Origin of the sequence: Johnsonella ignava ATCC 51276, assembly GCF_000235445.1 — a bacterium.
GTDB classification, from domain to species: Bacteria; Bacillota; Clostridia; order Lachnospirales; family Lachnospiraceae; genus Johnsonella; species Johnsonella ignava.
Map to the genome: position 1 here is coordinate 252,471 of NZ_JH378832.1, position 18,523 is coordinate 270,993.

Annotated in this window: 16 protein-coding genes; 3 read left to right on the forward strand and 13 right to left on the reverse strand. The window is 35.1% G+C overall.

What is annotated here, in order from left to right:
• Nucleotides 1-95: 95 nt before the first annotated feature.
• Nucleotides 96-992 (reverse strand): YitT family protein, encoded by an 897-nt coding sequence (locus HMPREF9333_RS07015; RefSeq protein WP_005540940.1) that lies wholly within the window; start codon nt 990-992, stop codon nt 96-98.
• Nucleotides 993-1,354: 362 nt separating this feature from the next.
• Between HMPREF9333_RS07015 and HMPREF9333_RS07020 the strand changes: the two genes are divergently transcribed.
• Entirely contained in the window at nt 1,355-2,332 is a 978-nt protein-coding gene (locus tag HMPREF9333_RS07020) for a zinc dependent phospholipase C family protein (protein WP_005540942.1), read from the forward strand.
• Nucleotides 2,333-2,459: 127 nt separating this feature from the next.
• Here HMPREF9333_RS07020 and HMPREF9333_RS07025 read toward each other — a convergent pair whose 3' ends face one another.
• From HMPREF9333_RS07025 to HMPREF9333_RS07045, 5 genes are all read right to left on the reverse strand, one after another.
• A complete protein-coding gene (locus HMPREF9333_RS07025) occupies nt 2,460-3,719 on the reverse strand; it encodes a DUF5711 family protein (RefSeq protein ID WP_005540944.1) in 1,260 nt (419 codons plus the stop codon).
• Nucleotides 3,720-3,722: 3 nt separating this feature from the next.
• A complete protein-coding gene (locus HMPREF9333_RS07030) occupies nt 3,723-4,817 on the reverse strand; it encodes a hypothetical protein (protein WP_005540948.1) in 1,095 nt (364 codons plus the stop codon).
• A 50-nt stretch (nt 4,818-4,867) separates the two neighbouring features.
• Nucleotides 4,868-6,223 carry a glucose-6-phosphate isomerase gene (locus HMPREF9333_RS07035; RefSeq protein ID WP_005540949.1) on the reverse strand — a complete coding sequence of 452 codons (1,356 nt, stop codon included), beginning with the start codon at nt 6,221-6,223 and terminating at the stop codon, nt 4,868-4,870.
• A gap of 57 nt (nt 6,224-6,280) precedes the next feature.
• The gene (locus tag HMPREF9333_RS07040; protein WP_005540951.1) at nt 6,281-6,991 is read right to left on the reverse strand and encodes a 5'-methylthioadenosine/adenosylhomocysteine nucleosidase; all 711 of its coding nucleotides are present in this window, start codon (nt 6,989-6,991) and stop codon (nt 6,281-6,283) included.
• Between the two features lie 188 nt (nt 6,992-7,179).
• Nucleotides 7,180-8,142 carry a helix-turn-helix domain-containing protein gene (locus tag HMPREF9333_RS07045; protein WP_005540952.1) on the reverse strand — a complete coding sequence of 321 codons (963 nt, stop codon included), beginning with the start codon at nt 8,140-8,142 and terminating at the stop codon, nt 7,180-7,182.
• A gap of 245 nt (nt 8,143-8,387) precedes the next feature.
• Here HMPREF9333_RS07045 and HMPREF9333_RS07050 point away from each other — a divergent pair, with 245 nt between their 5' ends.
• Both HMPREF9333_RS07050 and HMPREF9333_RS07055 read left to right on the forward strand, forming a co-directional pair.
• On the forward strand, nt 8,388-10,145 hold the full coding sequence (locus tag HMPREF9333_RS07050) for an ABC transporter ATP-binding protein (RefSeq protein ID WP_005540955.1): 1,758 nt from the start codon (nt 8,388-8,390) through the stop codon (nt 10,143-10,145).
• A gap of 3 nt (nt 10,146-10,148) precedes the next feature.
• Nucleotides 10,149-11,873, forward strand: a complete 1,725-nt coding sequence (locus HMPREF9333_RS07055) for an ABC transporter ATP-binding protein (RefSeq protein ID WP_005540957.1) — start codon at nt 10,149-10,151, stop codon at nt 11,871-11,873.
• 129 nt (nt 11,874-12,002) lie between these two features.
• Here HMPREF9333_RS07055 and HMPREF9333_RS07060 read toward each other — a convergent pair whose 3' ends face one another.
• The 7 genes from HMPREF9333_RS07060 to HMPREF9333_RS07090 form a co-directional block, all read right to left on the reverse strand.
• Nucleotides 12,003-12,725 (reverse strand): lysophospholipid acyltransferase family protein, encoded by a 723-nt coding sequence (locus HMPREF9333_RS07060; protein WP_005540959.1) that lies wholly within the window; start codon nt 12,723-12,725, stop codon nt 12,003-12,005.
• A 185-nt stretch (nt 12,726-12,910) separates the two neighbouring features.
• A complete protein-coding gene (locus tag HMPREF9333_RS07065; protein WP_005540962.1) occupies nt 12,911-13,417 on the reverse strand; it encodes a tRNA (cytidine(34)-2'-O)-methyltransferase in 507 nt (168 codons plus the stop codon).
• A 64-nt stretch (nt 13,418-13,481) separates the two neighbouring features.
• Nucleotides 13,482-14,081, reverse strand: a complete 600-nt coding sequence (locus HMPREF9333_RS07070) for a hypothetical protein (RefSeq protein WP_005540964.1) — start codon at nt 14,079-14,081, stop codon at nt 13,482-13,484.
• Nucleotides 14,082-14,083: 2 nt separating this feature from the next.
• On the reverse strand, nt 14,084-15,634 hold the full coding sequence (locus tag HMPREF9333_RS07075; RefSeq protein WP_005540966.1) for a VanW family protein: 1,551 nt from the start codon (nt 15,632-15,634) through the stop codon (nt 14,084-14,086).
• A gap of 515 nt (nt 15,635-16,149) precedes the next feature.
• Nucleotides 16,150-16,839, reverse strand: coding sequence for an endonuclease III (gene nth / locus HMPREF9333_RS07080; protein WP_005540968.1), 690 nt, complete (start codon nt 16,837-16,839; stop codon nt 16,150-16,152).
• A 9-nt stretch (nt 16,840-16,848) separates the two neighbouring features.
• Complete coding sequence (locus tag HMPREF9333_RS07085) at nt 16,849-17,343, reverse strand: deoxycytidylate deaminase (protein WP_005540970.1); 495 nt, start codon at nt 17,341-17,343, stop codon at nt 16,849-16,851.
• 26 nt (nt 17,344-17,369) lie between these two features.
• Nucleotides 17,370-18,479 carry an L-threonylcarbamoyladenylate synthase gene (locus HMPREF9333_RS07090; protein ID WP_005540972.1) on the reverse strand — a complete coding sequence of 370 codons (1,110 nt, stop codon included), beginning with the start codon at nt 18,477-18,479 and terminating at the stop codon, nt 17,370-17,372.
• Between the last annotated feature and the right edge of the window lie 44 nt (nt 18,480-18,523).

Consider the following 18,523-nt stretch of genomic DNA (forward strand, 5'->3'; position numbering starts at 1 on the left):
TTTATTCTCCTCTATTTTTTATTCTTAAATATAATCATTTACATAATTGAAAAAAGCTAAACAAGTATACCACAGTAAATAATTAAGTGCAAGTGCTATTGATCAAGTTCATCAAGTTTCTTAAACCTGTTTCCTATGGCATATACACTTACTATGGGAGAAACCTCCATAAACACATCAGGATAATGTTCGGCAAGAAATCTCCTTATCACTGCCGACTGGTTAGGTGTACATATACAGGTAACCATCTTTTTCTTTTCATTTGTATAGGCACCGATTATATCATGTATAGTAACTCCTCTGTTAAGTTCATGTATTATAAACTCTGCGATTTCCTTATGATTATGGCTGATTATAGATACCTTGTAAAGCTTTGATCTGAAGCCGAACAGAATGTAATCCATAACATATATATATATTACATGATTTACAAGTGCATAAAGAGCTATATCCTTACCAAATACAAATCCCTGCAGTATTATTATTATGCCGTCCACTACAAGCAGTATTCTGCTCACACTTACATTCTTAAGTACTCTCTTGTTTAATATTTTTGCGATTGAGTCGGTTCCTCCGAAGCTGTATCCTCGCCTTAGCACAAGCCCTGCACCTACTCCATAAAATATGGAAAAATATATGCAGACTAAAAACATCTCACCCCTGACAAATACAAAATCACGTATTGCACTTATACTGTTCATACATAGAAGCAGTGTAGGGTAGAATATTGATACAAATAATATCTTAACAAAATCCTTTTTGCTTAAAAAAAACAACGAACTTATAAGTATTGCAATACTGAATATATAATATACATATGTATAATTTATACCTGTATATTTCTGTGCTATAAGTGCAAGTCCGGTAATTCCGCTTGTTGAAAGAGCGTTAGGTACAAGTATATTGTTTATGGAAAATGCCGTGATTGTACAACCTGCAACTATTGCCGCAATATCTTTAAAAAGCATGTTATTTATCAATTTTTTCAACATAATACAAGATCCTCCATACGGTTTACTGACAGCTTTATACAGTATGACAAAAAGGCAGCATACAGGTCAGTATTTACCGAAACATATTTCAAAATCTGGAGTTTTAAAGACAGCCATCTTATAAATCCCAAATTCCACACAGCACTATATCACAAAGTTTGTATTTTGGCGATAGATAGCGGCAAACTTTTATATTTTTTTATATTTACTTATGATATTTATTAAACGATTGAAGTTAGAAAGTTCTTAACAAGTACACATTTTAGTGATATTATAATCTCTATTAGCAAATATTTTAAGTTGAACTAAACTATATTATATATTTTAAAGTCATAAGTTTGCATTTTATTAAAGGAGGTATTATGCCCGGATTTACAACACACTATATACTCGGAGTTAAAGCCTACAATGACCTTGCTCCAGGCAGACTTAAATTTATAATAGCAAAATATCGCTGGCTTTACCAGCTCGGTGTACAGGGACCTGATATGTTTTTTTACAATGTGCCTACCGTACGCCATAAAGATTACAGAAATATCGGCTCATATATGCATGAAGCACATTCAAATGATTTTTTTGCAAATGCACTTGATGAGATAGGCAGGATAGGATCCCGTCAGAAAACCGAACAGGCTTTAAGCTATATAGCCGGTTTTATGACTCATTATATAGGCGATTATATATGCCACCCTTTTGTTTATGGACGCATACGCCATAATCCCGCCGCTCCCAGCAATTATACGCACGGGCTTCATGCAAAACTTGAAAATGATATTGATGCTATATTTCTTAAAAAATACAAGAAAAAAAAGCCTTCAGAATTTAATCAGGCGGCGACCATATGCCTGAACGGTTTTGAAACACAGTTTATATCGGATTTTTTGTCAAAAATTATAAATATTACATTTTACCCTTTATCATACAAAAATAATTTTCAGGTTACACCCGGGATTATACACCGCTCAATATCTGCAATGCGCTTTGGATGCAAAACTCTTGCAGACCCTACCGGAAAGAAAAAGTACGGTATTGCAAAACTTGAAAATATATTTTTAAAAAGTCCTATTGCGGCACATAAGATAGTGGTTGATTATGTAGAAGATTACAGACAGAGCCTAAATCTTGACCATGAAGTATGGATAAACCCCTGGGATAAAAGTTTAGCCTCAACGCAGAGCTTCCCTGAACTTTTTAATTTATCATTAAAAAAATGTCATGATATATTCTATATTTTAAATGAAGATATTAAAAATATAGATGAAATTAAAAATCATGACTTTCATAAGCTTCTTAAAGAGCTTGGCAACTATTCATATCACAGCGGACTGGAGCTTAAATAAGAATTTTTAATGGGGCTCTAAAGACTGCCGTATTCAAACAATTCCTATACCGGGCATTACCGGTTTTCAGGAGTTGTTTTTTATAATAAACAGTAGTTTTACAGCCCCTTTGATACTTCAGCACAGCTTACTTAAGCCTTATAGTCTTAATCTTTGCAGCCCCTATAAGCACAAATTCATTCGGGGCATTTCCCTTCAAGCACTTAAGCACCTGAAAATCAAGCTCCCCTTTATATTTTTCAACTCCGTACATATTATAGATAAGAGCGGAATTATCATTATATAAAAATATGTATCCGGAATCCATATCAAAATATTTATAGTCATAATCAAAATCCTTTTCAAGGAGTTTTGTCCCTGAAGCATCATAAACCAAAAGTTTATTTGCAGACTCGCCTGAATGATTTTTAAGTATAACTGCCACTTTATCCTTGTTTCTGCATATACTTTTTGCCTCGGAATCAAATATTTCCTGCTTTACAAGCTCCGGAGAAAGCAGGTTTTTTGAAGAAAAGAAATATATGCCCGTATCGGCAACCGCATAAGAATGTGTACTGTCAGTAAACTGTACTCTTGCTATAAGACTTGATGCAAAGGGCTCATCAATTCCGCCGACAACTCTGTTTTTCATACTCTTGCCTTTTTCAGAAAAATCATAAAATACAACTCTGCCCTTCATATCGGCACCTTCAATATACTGAAATGCCGCTATAAGCTGTGTTCCGTCAGGTGAAAGTGAAAGATCCACAGGATATCCATCACCCTTTAATATAGTTTCAACCGATATATCAATACTCTCTCCAGTTTTTTTAAAGTATCCTATCCTTGCAGTACCTGAACCCTCCATAATAACTGCGGTTACTCCTTTTGATGATAATGCAACCCTTGTTATAGGAAGTATAGTCTTTGCCTCTCCGATTTTTTTGTTTTTATCAAATATACACAGCACACTGCCCATTTTATCAGCAACAACCGCATAATCGCCATTTATAACTACGGCAGGATTTTTCATCTCATAACTTTCAATCCATACCTCTTTCCCCGATTTATCCAAAAACACAATTCCATCTTTTGAATATTTCAGTATACCATTTCCGAACTCCGTATAACCCACGGTACTTCCTTTAGTTATATCATTTTCAGAAATCACGGTATAATTTGTATATTTTGAATACCTTGAATATAATTTCCATGCCCAATAAAGCCCGGCTATAAAAATAGGTATCAAAAGGAGAAGCAGAAGCCTTTTTTTATTATACTCTACAGCAGCACCTCCGCTTGAGGATTTTTTGACATGTCTTTCCTCATATCCTTTATCTTCCCCTGTGTCAATCATATTCTGCTTTAACTGCTTTTTCCTGAATTCCCTGTTTTCAAAGTCTGACATAGGCTACTCATCCATCTGGTTTCTATATTCTTCTATGGCTTCATCAAGGTTTGTAACAATAGCCCTATCCATTATATCACTTAATATATCTATTTTTTCAACATCTAAAAATTCTTCGCCAAGATAAATACCGAAATTATCTTCAACATACGCATTTTTTTCATCAAGTCTTGTTCGTACATGTCTAAGCTCATCCGATGTAGCTTTAAACAACTTGCTGAGGCGATCTATTTCAGGCTGAAACTGTGCATTTATCTCATCCGTGATTATATCCTGTCTCACGGTATCAAAAGCATTCAGTGCCTCCTGCCTTACATTTTCGGCTTCCTCAATCGCCTGCTCCAGATGAGCTATTTCATCGTCAAATGATGCAAGATCATAGTTTTTTTCATCTTTATCATTTACAATACTTTTTGATATAACTCTGATTTTTTTTATATTGTCGTCAATACTCTTTCTAAGTATCTCTCCGTCCTTAAGTATGCTTAAGTTTTTAATCATGGTCATATTTGCAATTATAAGATAACTTCCGCCAAATATTATTATATCTGCAAGTATTATTATAATAAGATTCTCAATTTTTTTATCCTCAAGCATATAGTATATAAATGCAGGAATTGCCACAAGGCATATAATCGCTGCGGTAAGTATGCTTAAATAGTCGGCAGGCTTATTCGGAAAATACATAGTATAATAAAGGTCAGTATTACAGAAAGCCGGAACTTTATTGCTTGCAAACATATCCCTTATCATAATTTTTAAGTTCCTGTTTTCAGTTCTTAAATCTATGGTTTCTTCATTTATCCTTTCCTTTATCCCCTGATTTTTAGCTTTCTCACGAGCCGCTCTGACTCTTTTTAAATCTACTCTATGTTTTTTTATAATGTCATCATACTTTTTGCATATATCATTTCTGCCTTCTTTTATATTTGAAGCGATCGTATCGCTGCACACCTTTTGCTCATGCTTTATATCTGCGCTAAGACCTGCCTCTTCCTTAACCAGACGTTTTTCCTCAGAAGTAAGGACATCAAGTTCTTCAACTGCCCGTCTTGCATCTGCAAAAAAAAGCTTATAATCACTTATAGGCTGTGGCATCTAAGAATCTCCTTTCACTTTCATATCAGATTTAAACTTTTAGTATGATCTTAAACGGAAAGCCTTTTTAAAAGCTGCTCTCTTTCATTTTCATAACCGGGCTTACCCAAAAGTGCAAACATATTTTTCTTATAACTTTCAACTCCCGGCTGATTAAACGGATTTACTCCAAGTATATATCCGCTTATACCACATGCAGCCTCAAAAAAATAAAACAACTGCCCAAGACAGTATGCATCCTGTTTAGCTATATTTATCGAAAGTACCGGAACACCTCCGTCAGTATGTGCAAGTATAGTTCCTGACATAGCGGACTTATTTACAAAATCAATACTTTTTCCTGCCAGATAATTCATGCCGTCCGTATCTTTTTCTTCCTTGTTTATAAAAATCTGTTCAGGGCTCTCATCAATAGAAACAACAGTTTCAAATACAATTCTTGAACCGTCCTGTATATACTGCCCCATAGAGTGCAAATCTGTAGTCAAGTCAACCGCTGCCGGAAATATTCCCTTTTGTTCCTTTCCTTCACTCTCACCAAAAAGCTGTTTCCACCATTCTGACAGACTATGCAGTCCGGGTTCATAATTTGCTATGATTTCAACCGTCTTGCCTTTCCTAAGCAGTATATTTCTTACCGAGGCATATAATGCAGCCGGATTGCTTTCATAAGGCTCCTTGATTAAACTTTCTCTCATCACTGCGGCACCGTCAATCAAAGCTTTTATATCAATACCTGCGGCTGCTATGGGAAGCAGGCCTACTGCCGTAAGCACTGAAAACCTTCCTCCTATATCGTCAGGCACTGTAAAAGTTTCATAGCCCTCATCATCCGCAAGCTTTTTAAGTGCTCCACAGCTTTTGTCGGTTGTGGCATAAATCCTTTTTACAGCCTCATCCTTTCCGTACCTTTGCTCAAGCATTTCTTTAAATATCCTGAATGCTATCGCAGGCTCTGTGGTGGTTCCCGACTTTGATATTACATTTATTGAAAAATCCTTACCTTCAAGATAACCCTTAAGATCTGCAAGATATTTTGAAGATATTGAATTGCCGCAAAATATAATCTGCGGATACCCTCTCTTTTTTGCATCAAGCAGGTTGTAAAAACTGTTTGTAAGAAACTCTATCGCTGCTCTTGCCCCTAGATAGGAACCCCCTATACCTATTACAAGAAACACTTGTGAATCAAGGCTTATCTTATGTGCCGCCTGCTTAATCCTGTTAAATTCCTCTTTGTCGTAATTTACAGGAAGATCTATCCAACCAAGATAATCTTTTCCCGCACCGGATTTATCTAAAAGCGTTTTCAGTGCCGTCTGCACAGCCGGCTTAAAATACTCAATCTCATCTTTTGATATAAACCTATTTGCCCTTGAATAATCAAATGTAAGGCTTTTTTCCATCTCAGATACCTCCGTGATATTTTCTGCATAAATTTAATTATATCACAATATATATACTTATAAAAGATTCTTAATGTCAAGCTTTTTTACAACTTCAATTGTAAGCCTGCTGCAATGTGTTATCGCTCCCGCTTCAAACTCCGAATAATCCATACTTGCAGAGGCATCCGCCTTGTCGGAGACTGCTCTTATTATAACAAAAGGTACTTTATTGAGATAGGATACCTGTGCAATTGCACCTCCCTCCATCTCTGCACAAAGTGCATTAAATTCATCGCTTATATTTTTTTTAATTTCAAAGTCGGATACAAATATATCACCGGTAGCGATCCTGCCTATGTAAGCCGAAATATCCGGATTGACATTCTTACAGCACTTATATGCAAGTTCTGCAAGATAAGTGCTTGCCTCAAAGGCAAGTGTATCCATTCTCGGTATCTGACCCGGTTTGTAGCCGAAGCCTGTCGCATCTACATCATGCTGAACGGCATCGTTTGATATCACTATATCTCCTATATCGATATAGTTTGCCAAACCTCCTGCTATACCTGTATTTATTATCGCATCGGCTTTATAAACACTTATAATAATCTGTGTACATAAAGCTGCATTTACCTTGCCTATACCACAATGTACAAGTACCGCCTCTTTATCATAAAGCATGCCCTTATGGTAAAGCATACCTGCCAGGGTTTCGCTTTGAACTTCCTTTAGATACGGCTTTATCCTTGCGATTTCTTCCTCCATGGCACCTATTATACCTATCATATATTTAAATGCTGCCGATATTTTTTAAAGATATTAAAAACATTGCAGACTTATAGCCTTTATTATCTGCAGCCTCTCCTTTTATTTTTTACTGTTTTTTTAAAGCAATATGCTCAAAGCCATTATAACATAATATTGATGTTATTATGTTGTTAGAAAAAAAATATTGAAATTGCATACATTCATCCTCATACATAATTTTTTTTAGAATTATATTTTTTTATGTCCTTAGGATACATTCCTTTATATTTTTTGAAACAGGTGCTGAATTTGCTATGAGAAGAATAGCCTACGGCTTCCGCTATATCCTGAATTTTAAGAGAGGAGTTAAGCAGAAGAATTTCCGCCATATTCATTCGCCGTCTTTGAGTATATTCGGTAATTGTACATTGATATTTTTGTCTAAATAATTTTTTAAGCTTTGTACCGCTCATAGTAGATATTTTTTCTAAAGTTTTTTGTGGAATTGAGGTTGCATAATGATCATCTATATAATTGGCAACAATTTCCAAAGCTTCATCATCTGCAATGGATATCGGATTGTTATATTTATTTAAAAATGAGTCTATTGTTATACTCAGCCATTCCTTCGCCTTTGATTCAAAAAAGATTTCAGCGGCAGGAGAGTGCATCTTACAATGTAGTATATCTTTTGCAATTCTTTCTAAGGGTTTATTTATAATTGTACTGGTATTAAAAAATAAATTTTCATAATTACAAACTTTATTTTTGTAAGAGGACAGACATTCTTCTATCATGGATTGTTTAAAATTCATACCTATGCCTAAATATGGAAAGTTTTTATGCAGTATAAACCTATAGTTTTTAGATTTTTTTGTATTGAAAACATAGAGTGAGTTTGAAGAAAGATTTTGATAAGGATTAAAACTTTCACCGTTTGCCGTAACTAAATAAGATGAGTAAAAGGAATAAAAATTATCCAAACCGGAAAAATTTGTATGTATAATCTCTTTTTTTATAAAAACATCATTAATATCAATCGTAAAATTTTTACCCTCATAAAACCAGTATATGCCTTCTGCATCATCCGTATTAAAACAAAATGTATGGCCTGCAGAGGAGTATTTTGTTTTATCAGTACATTCATTTGTAGAAAAAAAGCTTTTAACAAAATTGTAAAAATCGCTCATATATACCTCCGTTTTATATTTTTATCCCGGATAGACATTATTCCGAATAGACATAGTTAGCTGCGTCTAATTGATTGAACTCTTTGTTTATTATATAATAATTAAAAGACAAAAACAAGCAAAAAGCTGCCTGATATTAATAATGAGTTAAAGTAAAACTCCTATAATCAGTCTAAATAGGATAATTATTGAACTTATTGAATTTATTGAGCTTATTGAATTTTAAAAAAAGGAGGAATTATTAATTGAAAAGCAAGAAAAAATCAATACTGAAAAGACTACTGCCTTATGGCGGTAAAAAAAGTGTTTTGCTTTATATCGCCATGATTATGTCTGCTGTTTCAGGTATTATGGTTTTGATGCCTATGATTTTTATTCACAGGATTGTAAAAAATTTAATTTTAAATGAAATAGTGGATTCTGCCTATGTAAGAGAAAATTCCATTTATGCAGCGACATTTGCGGGACTGGGTTTGTTTATATACATTATAGGTCTTATATTATCCCATGTTTTCGCATTTGAAGTGGAAGATAATATTATTAAGACTTCGGTGAAAAAACTGATAAATAAACCATTAGGATATTTTGATAATAAAGAAAGCGGAAAAATCAGAAATATAATTGTATCCGGAGCTTCTGAAACTCATTCTTTTTTAGCACATCAACTCCCTGATATGGCGATGACAATTATATCTCCCATAGTTCTGCTTGTGTTTTTCTTTATTTTTAACTGGAAATTGGGACTTGCAAGTATGGTACCGATGATTATCGGTATGATATTAATGTCGGCAATGATGACACCTGAAGCGGGAAAGATGAAAGATGAGTATTATGCAGAACTTTCCGAACTGTCTTCTCAGACTGTGGAATATGTCAGGGGAATTCCCGTGGTAAAAACATTTGCACAAAGTGTTGAAAGTTTTGATAAGTTATATTCATTAATTATAAAAATAAAGGATGATGTGCTTAAGCTTACTATGAGTTATATGAATAAAATGTCATGGTTTGAAACTGTTTCCACATCTACGGCATTTTTCCTGGTACCTGTGGCTTTATTGTTAATAAAATTTAACGGCAACTTGTCTAATGTGGTCGCAAATTCTGTTATTTATTTTCTGATAGGACCCACATTTGCCGTTTTTATTATGAGAACGGCAACGATTACACAATTTAGCTATTTTGCAGAACTTTCTCTGAATAAAATTGAAAATATACTTGATTCTGATGATTTTATTTATGGAGATAAAACAAGCTCTGATGTTGGAATCGAATTTAAAAATGTAAGCTTTTCTTATGGCGGCGAAAATGTCCTGGATAATATTTCTTTTAAGGTAAATAAGGGCGAGAGAGTTGCTTTAGTAGGCATGTCCGGCAGTGGTAAAACTACTGTGGCAAGGCTTGCCGCCAGATTTTATGATATTAAATCAGGTGTGATTTTTATTGGCGGAATTAATATAAAAGATTTTGAAAAAGACGCTTTAATGAAAAAAATTGCTTTTGTTTTTCAAAATTCCAAACTATTTAAAATGAGTTTACGGGATAATCTCCTGATTGGAAAACCTGATGCAACGGATGAGGAGATAGACAGTGCTTTGATTAATTCAGGCTGTAAAGAAATAATTAAAGGCTTAGAAAATGGACTTGATACTGTTTACGGAACAAGAGGCACATATTTTTCAGGCGGAGAAACTCAAAGACTTTCTATAGCAAGAGCCTTTCTCAAGAATGCGGATATTATAATTTTAGATGAAGCTACAGCTTTTGCGGACCCTGAAAACGAACACATAATTCAGGAGTCTTTTAAGAAGTTGTCAAAGAATAAGACAACACTGATGATTGCACACAAACTATCTACTGTAATAGATGCGGACAGGATACTTGTTATGGAAAAAGGTAAAATTGTAGAAGAAGGTAAACATTCAGATTTGATAGCCATAAACGGGTATTATAAAAAGCTTTGGGATGAATACCAAAAATCTGTAAATTGGAAGATAGGAGGTTAAGATATGATTTCTTATTTTATGAAACGATATGCTATGTCGGAAAAAGGCGCAATTAATTTAAAAAAAGCAATCTTTTCACATATCTTTGTCAATTTAACGAAATTATTTGCACCAATGATTGCCTTTATGTTTTTGTTCCAGTATATAGGCATTTTAAAGGGTATTGAAAGTTATAATTTCACTCCGCTCCATTATGTTATATTAATCATAGTAATGATGATAGTAATGTTTTTAGTTGCAAGATGGGATTATGTAAGACTATACACCAATGTGTATAACGAGAGTGCAAATTCAAGAATTGATTTGGCGGAAAGATTAAAGAAATTACCTCTTTCTTATTTTGGAAAAAGAGATTTAACAGATCTTGCGGAAACTATGATGAATGACATGACCTTATATGAAACTATATTTTCACATGCCGTTCCTCAAATATATGCAACCACTGTTTCCACAAGTGTCATTGCTTTAATGCTTATTATTTATAACCCGAAATTGGCTTTTGCAGCATTGTGGGTGATTCCGGTTTCACTTCTAATAATATTTTTATCAAAGAAAAGTCAGAAAAAAATAGTACAAAGCTGGATAGATGATAATCGCAAGGTGTTTGATGATTTGCAGGAAAAGATTGAGCAGATAGAACAAATAAAATCTTACAATTTAGAAGAACGAATGCTGAATGATTTCTTCACAAAATTAAATATGTCTACAAAACAGAAAACAAAGGGCGAAGCTGCTGCAGGAATATTTACAGGAATAGCCACTGCAGTTTTAAAACTTGGCATTATAAGCGTTGCCGTTATCGGTGTAAACATGCTTATGGCAGGTGAGATAAGTGTACTGGTTTATATAACGTTTTTAATGCTGACAACGAGTATTTATCTCCCTATAGAGGGAATAATTACTTTTATGTCTATGATAATTATGCTTGATGCTGTGGTTGGAAGAATAAAAGAAATAAAAACTATGCCGATTCAGGAAGGCAAAAAACATATGGAAATTAAAAATTATGATATTGAATTTAAAGATGTTTATTTTGGATATGATAATTATTCCGTAATAAATGGTGTGAGTTTTATCGCAAAGCAAGGTGAGATCACAGCCTTAATCGGTTCAAGCGGAAGCGGAAAAACAACGCTTACCAAACTTGCCGCAAGATTTTGGGATATAGACAGAGGGAAGATTTTAATAGGCACGGAAGATATAAGTAAGGTTGAGCCGGAAACTTTACTTAAAAATTTCTCCATAGTATTTCAAGATGTTATCCTATTTAATTCAAGCATAAAGGATAACATTAAAATCGGCAAAAAGGATGCTACAGATGATGAAATAGTAAGGGCGGCTAAAATAGCAAGATGTTATGATTTTATAAATAAAATGCCTGAAGGAATCGATACGATAATAGGAGAAAACGGACAAAGACTTTCCGGCGGAGAAAGGCAAAGAATATCAATAGCAAGGGCTGTTCTTAAAGATGCACCGATTATACTGCTTGATGAAGCTACCGCATCTCTTGATGTTGAAAATGAAAGCCTTATTCAGGAAGCTTTGTCTGAACTTATAAAAGAAAAAACAGTTATAGTTATTGCTCACAGGCTCAGAACAATAAGAAATGCAAATAAAATTGTTTTATTAAATGCCGGAAAAATAGAGGCAATAGGTACAGACAGCGAACTTTGTAAAAGCTCAGAATTTTATAGGGCAATGCTTGAAATATCAAATATTCGGTAAGAACTGAGGCAAACAGCGGATGCCGGCATTTTCTCGGATAACTTACGTATAATCCGAGAAAATGCCGGTTCTTTTTTCCTTAAAAGATATAAAAGATAAACCATACTCCAATCGGATCAAGGACTATAATTATATTTTATCACAACATCTTTGTGCTTCATAAGTATGTGCTATAACTGTTTGTAAATATTTTGCCGCCTGTACAGTATTGTTAAATTCAAGTTCTCTATAATCAATTATTTCCCCCAAATTTATACTTACATTAGCCGAGCGTAATTTATGTTCACGCTCATAACACGCTTCTGAATTATAAAATGTAACAGGAACAATACGAGCCGCTGTCTTGGCGACTAATTTAAAACTGCCCGGTTTAAAATCCCTGACTTTTTCCTCCTTAGTTCTTCCTCCCTCGGGAAAAATTACAATCGAATATCCGTTTTCCAGCCTTTCAATGCCTTTATTAATTACTTCTATTGATTTTTTAATATCACCTCGCTCTAAAAACAAACATCCGACATCCACAAACCATTTTCCTATAAACGGAAATTTTTTAATCTCACTTTTTCCTATAAATATAAATGGTCGCTCCATTATCGCTATCATTATCAAACTGTCAAAGTTGCTTCTATGATTTCCGATATAAACAACCGGTTCATCGTACATTGTACATCCCTGAACTTCTATCTTTACACCTAATATTTTTAACATTTTTCTTATAATCTTCTGTAAGCTGTAAAAATTTGCATCATGCTCATCTTTCTTATTCTTATATCTTATATGATTCATCAATCTTTTAGGATATGAATATAACATAGCTAAAAGAAAATACAATAATGTAACGATAATTCTCATATCATCTTTTCCTTTTTATATCAACTTCCCATTAGCTCCATAACTTTTCTTGCTATTAATATTTTAAATATCATAATATATTCTAAAATATTTTAATATTAAACTTACAAAATACAATTTTTATATTTTATTTCTCTTATTATAAATTTTATGAAACAAATTTAAAAAAGCTGTATCAAAATATACTATACCTGATTGTTCCAATCAAGCCTATGCAGATCGCCCTTTGTAGCCATATTTTTAAAATTATTCTGTCTTAAAGCCTCGTAAAGTATTATTGAAACCGAGTTTGAAAGATTTAGGCTGCGTATATCGCCCCACATAGGTATGCGTATACATCCCTGTCGGTTTTGCACCAGCATCTCTTCAGGAATACCTGCACTCTCCTTCCCGAACATTATATAATCATCCGGATTAAATTTCACATCACAATAAATCTTTTGAGCTTTTGTAGTTGCCATGTATATACACTTTAATGCAGCCGGATTTTTCTCATAAAAATCAGCTGTATCCGTATATCGCCTTACATCAAGCTTATCCCAATAATCAAGTCCTGAACGCTTAATCGCTTTTTCATTCAGCCTGAATCCCAAAGGTTCTATAAGATGCAGCACTGCACCCACAGCTGCACAGGTTCTGCCTATATTGCCGGTATTTGACGGTATCTCAGGCTCAAGAAGCACTATGTTCATTTAAAACTTTCTCCTGATATAATAAAATAATATAGTCGGTTCCAAAATAAAAACGCTGTATATTTTAAAAATCTCCTTTGATTTTTTCAATATCCGCTCCGAGTTTATATATCTCATCCTTTGCAGGACGGTTAATATATTCGATATTTTCCTTATCAACTATAAGCTTTTCCCTGTCTGTACAGAGTATTCCAATCTTTGCAGTGCAGATACCCGCAGACTCCAGGCTGTCAATTATACTGTAAGAATCCTTGCAAAATATTATATATGAGCTGCTTAGAAGTCTGTACGGATTTAATTTATAATATTCGCAGATTTCAACTGTAAGTTGGGTTATAGGTATGGCTTTAAGCCTTATCCTCATACCGCAGTCATTATCACAGGCATATTTAAAAAGTGCACCGAGTATGCCGCCTTCATCCGCCTTTATTATATCAGCACTTTTCAAACAGCTTCCACATGCCTTTATTATAATATCCTCAGAAAGTTTTTCATAAATATCCGCCCGACTTTTGTATAAGCTAAGACAGGAGCTGTTAAATTTCTTTAACAGCTCCTCCTTTTTAATCTTTAATATTAAGTCTGTCCCTTTTTCACCTGCACAGCCTGCAACTACTATATCTCCTGTATATAGATACTGCTTATCCTCCGATTTTTCATTCATTATTACTCTCCCGGTCCTATAGGTTCAACTACCGGAGCAGGGGTTACCGCTTCAGTTGTTGAGCTTCCCGGTCCTTTTGTTGTTTCCTTAGGTGATTCATTGCCCTTTGTAGGAGATGTACTTGAAGATCCCGGATTCGAAGGATTCGGATCGGTATTTTCTGATGAAGAAACATCTGAACCCTGTGCTGATGATGAAGCAGCAGCTTTACCTGCTCCCGTACCTCTTCTGTAAACGGAATTTGAAACCATATATGTATCAGTTGATATAAGAGTCTTTTCAACCTGTGCACCATTTACCGTTACTACCTTCCAAAGCCTTGAGGTCCTTCCGTTATGCCCTGCAGACTCCTTTACCTGTGAGCCGGCAGGAAGACTCGGATCATCCTTATAGGTAACTCCTGCCGGAGTATTTGAAAGCACCTCTGAAACATATTCAACCTTGCGGTCTGCCGATCTGGTTTCCTTGCCCCATATAGTAAATGTCAGTTTTCCGCCATTGGTATAGCTCTCAACATATATAGGCGTATCCTTGTTATTTACAATCTTTATATCTTTGTAGGTTCCCGCTATCGCCGCATCTGCACTTGCAGGGCAATAACTTACCGTCATTGAATGGTTTTTTCTCTCCTTAATGCCTATCTCCGCACGAAGCGAAGCGTTATAAAGAGTGGTTGCTATCTGGCATGCACCTCCGCCCACACTGTCAACAACCTGTCCGTTTTCATAGGCATGAGCTATCTGGTATCCGTTTTCAGCAGTAAAGGGCTTCATATTTTCATAGCCTGAAAGTACTTCTCCGGGCATAAGCAGATGCCCGTTAAGTTTATTTGAACCTACTCTTATATTATTTGCCCTTGCCGCCGATGAACTGGAAAAATCAGTTGTATAGGTACCAAGTACATCTTTTATCGCTTCAAGATCTGAACGCTTTATCTTTGCCTTGTCAACCTCAGTATCGGCTGTGATATTTACCTGTGAACCGTCCTGTACCGACTTAAGTGCTTCATCAAGCTTAAGCTTCGTAGAGTCCTTATCTATCTTTACACCGTCTGATTCGTCCTTTATTTTAAACTGCCCATTTTCCCTGGTAATTGAGGCGTTTGAAACTTTTGAAGCAAACATATCAAAATTCTTATCCATAAATTCATCAAATTTTGTCCTGTCCGTTTCAATCTTACAATCTATATTAACAGGATTTTGCTGCAAATCCGCCTGTTTCATATAACGATTTACGATATTGCCGGCAGTATAATCATTTACCGCCTGTTTTGCCATATCCACTTCCTTCCACTCAACTCCGAGGTCCTTTGCGGTAGTTGAAGCCTTATGACCGTTCACCTCAATCTCTATTGTCCGGTTTTCTATACTGTCGGCATAAGCCGCAATCTTTTCATCAGCCTCCTGAGGAGTCAGACCTTCAATTTGGACATTTCCCACGTTTAAACCTGAAGGCACTGTCGCCGCATATGAATTATCTATATTAATAAAAAGTCCTATACCAGCCAAAGCTGCTATTAAAGCACTCTTAGTCATTAAGGGACTCAATCTCATGACCTTAGTTTTCCTCCTTGAAAATATTCAACATTTATTTCTTTATAAAAATTTGCCCTTTATATGTATTCAGGCACCACTATATTAAAAATATGCAGTCCACAATCCTGCAAGCATTGGAAGTATCATTGCAATAACAATTATAATTACAATAATCGTGGATATTAATTGATTTCTCTTCTTTTTCATCTGTCCTCACCTGCCGTCTTAATCAGCCAGCTTTAAATATTTACAAATTTACACACCTGTTTTGTATCTGCAGCAAATCTTCCATATCATGTAAACCGGATTGTATGTAGACATCTCTCCCAGATACTGACAGTTATTTTAAGATAGTTCAAAAAATTACGCAAGTGTTCTTTTTGTGTCCTGGCAGTTTTTTAGTGTTTTTTATCTTAATATTCAATAACTTTTCCATGAAGATACATAATATAAATATAAATTTTAAAGCTGTAATTTTTATTAAAATACCATTATAACGGGAAATTATAAACTCATTTTTCCTATATTTATATTTATGTAGCCTGAATTGAGTTGCCGTTTTTCATTATACCTGTCGGACAGTCCTTATTTAAAAAACACTCACCGCATTTTTCACGCCTTGCAATACATATAGTTCTTCCAAGCGTTATTATATCAATATTCCATAGTATCCAATGATCCTTCGGAAGTATTTCCATAAGGTCATTTTCAACCTTAACCGGATCTTCATTTACGGTAAGCCCCAGCTTGGCACTTATCCTTTTTACATGCGTATCAACCACTATACTTGGAATATCATAAATATTTCCCCTTATAACATTGGCAGTCTTTCTCCCTACTCCTGCCAGACTTACAAGTGCGTCTATATCGGAAGGAACCTTTCCGTCATATACTTCGAGCAATCTTTTGGCACAAAGTATCAGATTTTTTGCCTTTGCTCTATAAAGTCCTATTGAATTGATATCTCTTTCCATTTCTTTTATATCCGCACATGCAAAGTCATTTAAAGTCTTATATTTTACAAACAAATCATTTGTTACTATATTAACTCTTTCATCAGTGCATTGTGCACTTAATATTACTGCAAATAACAGCTGCCAGTCATATCGGTAGTTCAAAAAACATCTTTTTTGTGTACCGTACTTATTATCAAGCTTTTCAAGTATTCTGGCAACCCTTTCATGTTTCGCTTTTTTAGTTTCTTTAAATGTACCTTTTTTCATATAATCAGCTTACACGTCTATTATTATCTGTCTGCCTGTCGGCTGATATTGGTAATACCTTACTCCTGCCGAATTCAACATGCGTTTACTTGCCCTGACAACATCGGTATCGGCATATTTGTCATCCGCATACACTATTGTGCGTATGCCTGCCTGTATAATCGCCTTTGCACATTCATTGCATGGAAATAATGTTACATACAGCTTGCTTCCCTCAAGACTTGTTCCACGATAATTTAATATGGCATTTAATTCACCATGCGTAGAATACAGATATTTTGCATTATAAGGGTCTTCCGCCTGACTGTCCTTTCCCCACGGAAATTCGTCATCAGAGCATCCCCTTGGAAAACCGTTATAGCCCATTGACAATATTTTATTATCACTGCTCACTATACATGCACCAACCTGTGTACTCGGATCTTTTGAACGCTTTGCAGACAAGGCTGCCACTCCCATAAAATACTCATCCCATGTTATATAGTTATCTCTTTTTCCCGACATATTTCTCACCTGACTGTAAATTAAATTTATACATCTATAACCTTATAGGAAGCGGCTTTTAAAAGCCTGTTCATAACAGCTTCTCCTATACCGTCCCTTTCAAATGCTTCTGAATATATTATATCAACCCCGGCTTTATCAAACTGCCTGAGCACTTTAAAAAGATTATGTGCCGTACTTTTTTTGTCTTTTTTACTTCCAACCACAATTATACAGGCACTATGCCTGATTTGATCGTACAGCTGCAGATTTTCTTCAAGTGTAATTATACCTGCCCGTCTTCTTTTTGTAATATCATCCTTTACAAGCCCTGATATCTTTTCTGCAACAGCCCTGCAGTTTCCCTTAACTATAAGTATATCCGCACATGGTGCATAATGCCGGTATTTCATACCCGGTGCCTTAGGCTTTAATTTTTTATCTTTAAATAGCTTTTTATCATATACTGCCCTGTAGGCATCGGGTATAATTTTCTTTATATCATAAAGACTTAAAGCACCCGGTCTTAATATTACGGTTTCAGATGTACTTACATCAATTATAGTTGACTCAAGCCCTATTTCAGCCGGACCTGCATCTATTATCACATCAATCCTTCCGCCAAGGTCCTCAACTACATGTGAAGCCAGAGTAGGGCTCGGTTTTCCTGAAGTATTTGCACTTGGTGCGGCTATGGCGGTTTTAGAAAGTCTTATAAGCTGTCTTGCTATATCATCGGCAGGAAGTCTCACTGCCACGGTATCAAGCCCCCCTGATGTTTCATACGGAACAATGGAGCTTTTTTTTAATATAAGTGTCATAGGACCGGGCCAGAATTTCTCTGCAAGAAGATATGCCCTTTCAGGTATATCTTCTGCTAAAAGTTTAAGCTGAGAAATATCCGCTATATGCACTATAAGCGGATTATCGCAGGGTCTTGACTTTGCCGTATAGATTTTTTTTGCGGATTCCGGATTTAATGCATCACCTCCAAGTCCGTATACGGTTTCAGTAGGAAATGCTGCCAGACCTCCTTTTGATATTATTGCCGCAGGTATTTTTAAAACTGAAAAATCAGGGTTTTTCCGATCTATTTTTATTAATTGTGTACTTAGCAGATCCGCCTGACTGCCATATATATTTAACTTATCTTCCATTCTTTAATAAATTCTATAATGCCTATACCGGCATTAACTAAGTC

What these genes read in the sequence shown, in the direction of transcription:
- HMPREF9333_RS07015 (WP_005540940.1), bottom strand. Translation starts at nt 992, where the DNA reads ATGTTGAAAAAATTGATAAATAACATGCTTTTTAAAGATATTGCGGCA.
- HMPREF9333_RS07020 (WP_005540942.1), top strand. Translation starts at nt 1,355, where the DNA reads ATGCCCGGATTTACAACACACTATATACTCGGAGTTAAAGCCTACAAT.
- HMPREF9333_RS07025 (WP_005540944.1), bottom strand. Translation starts at nt 3,719, where the DNA reads ATGTCAGACTTTGAAAACAGGGAATTCAGGAAAAAGCAGTTAAAGCAG.
- HMPREF9333_RS07030 (WP_005540948.1), bottom strand. Translation starts at nt 4,817, where the DNA reads ATGCCACAGCCTATAAGTGATTATAAGCTTTTTTTTGCAGATGCAAGA.
- HMPREF9333_RS07035 (WP_005540949.1), bottom strand. Translation starts at nt 6,223, where the DNA reads ATGGAAAAAAGCCTTACATTTGATTATTCAAGGGCAAATAGGTTTATA.
- HMPREF9333_RS07040 (WP_005540951.1), bottom strand. Translation starts at nt 6,991, where the DNA reads ATGATAGGTATAATAGGTGCCATGGAGGAAGAAATCGCAAGGATAAAG.
- HMPREF9333_RS07045 (WP_005540952.1), bottom strand. Translation starts at nt 8,142, where the DNA reads ATGAGCGATTTTTACAATTTTGTTAAAAGCTTTTTTTCTACAAATGAA.
- HMPREF9333_RS07055 (WP_005540957.1), top strand. Translation starts at nt 10,149, where the DNA reads ATGATTTCTTATTTTATGAAACGATATGCTATGTCGGAAAAAGGCGCA.
- HMPREF9333_RS07060 (WP_005540959.1), bottom strand. Translation starts at nt 12,725, where the DNA reads ATGAGAATTATCGTTACATTATTGTATTTTCTTTTAGCTATGTTATAT.
- HMPREF9333_RS07065 (WP_005540962.1), bottom strand. Translation starts at nt 13,417, where the DNA reads ATGAACATAGTGCTTCTTGAGCCTGAGATACCGTCAAATACCGGCAAT.
- HMPREF9333_RS07070 (WP_005540964.1), bottom strand. Translation starts at nt 14,081, where the DNA reads ATGAATGAAAAATCGGAGGATAAGCAGTATCTATATACAGGAGATATA.
- HMPREF9333_RS07075 (WP_005540966.1), bottom strand. Translation starts at nt 15,634, where the DNA reads ATGAGATTGAGTCCCTTAATGACTAAGAGTGCTTTAATAGCAGCTTTG.
- nth (WP_005540968.1), bottom strand. Translation starts at nt 16,839, where the DNA reads ATGAAAAAAGGTACATTTAAAGAAACTAAAAAAGCGAAACATGAAAGG.
- HMPREF9333_RS07085 (WP_005540970.1), bottom strand. Translation starts at nt 17,343, where the DNA reads ATGTCGGGAAAAAGAGATAACTATATAACATGGGATGAGTATTTTATG.
- HMPREF9333_RS07090 (WP_005540972.1), bottom strand. Translation starts at nt 18,479, where the DNA reads ATGGAAGATAAGTTAAATATATATGGCAGTCAGGCGGATCTGCTAAGT.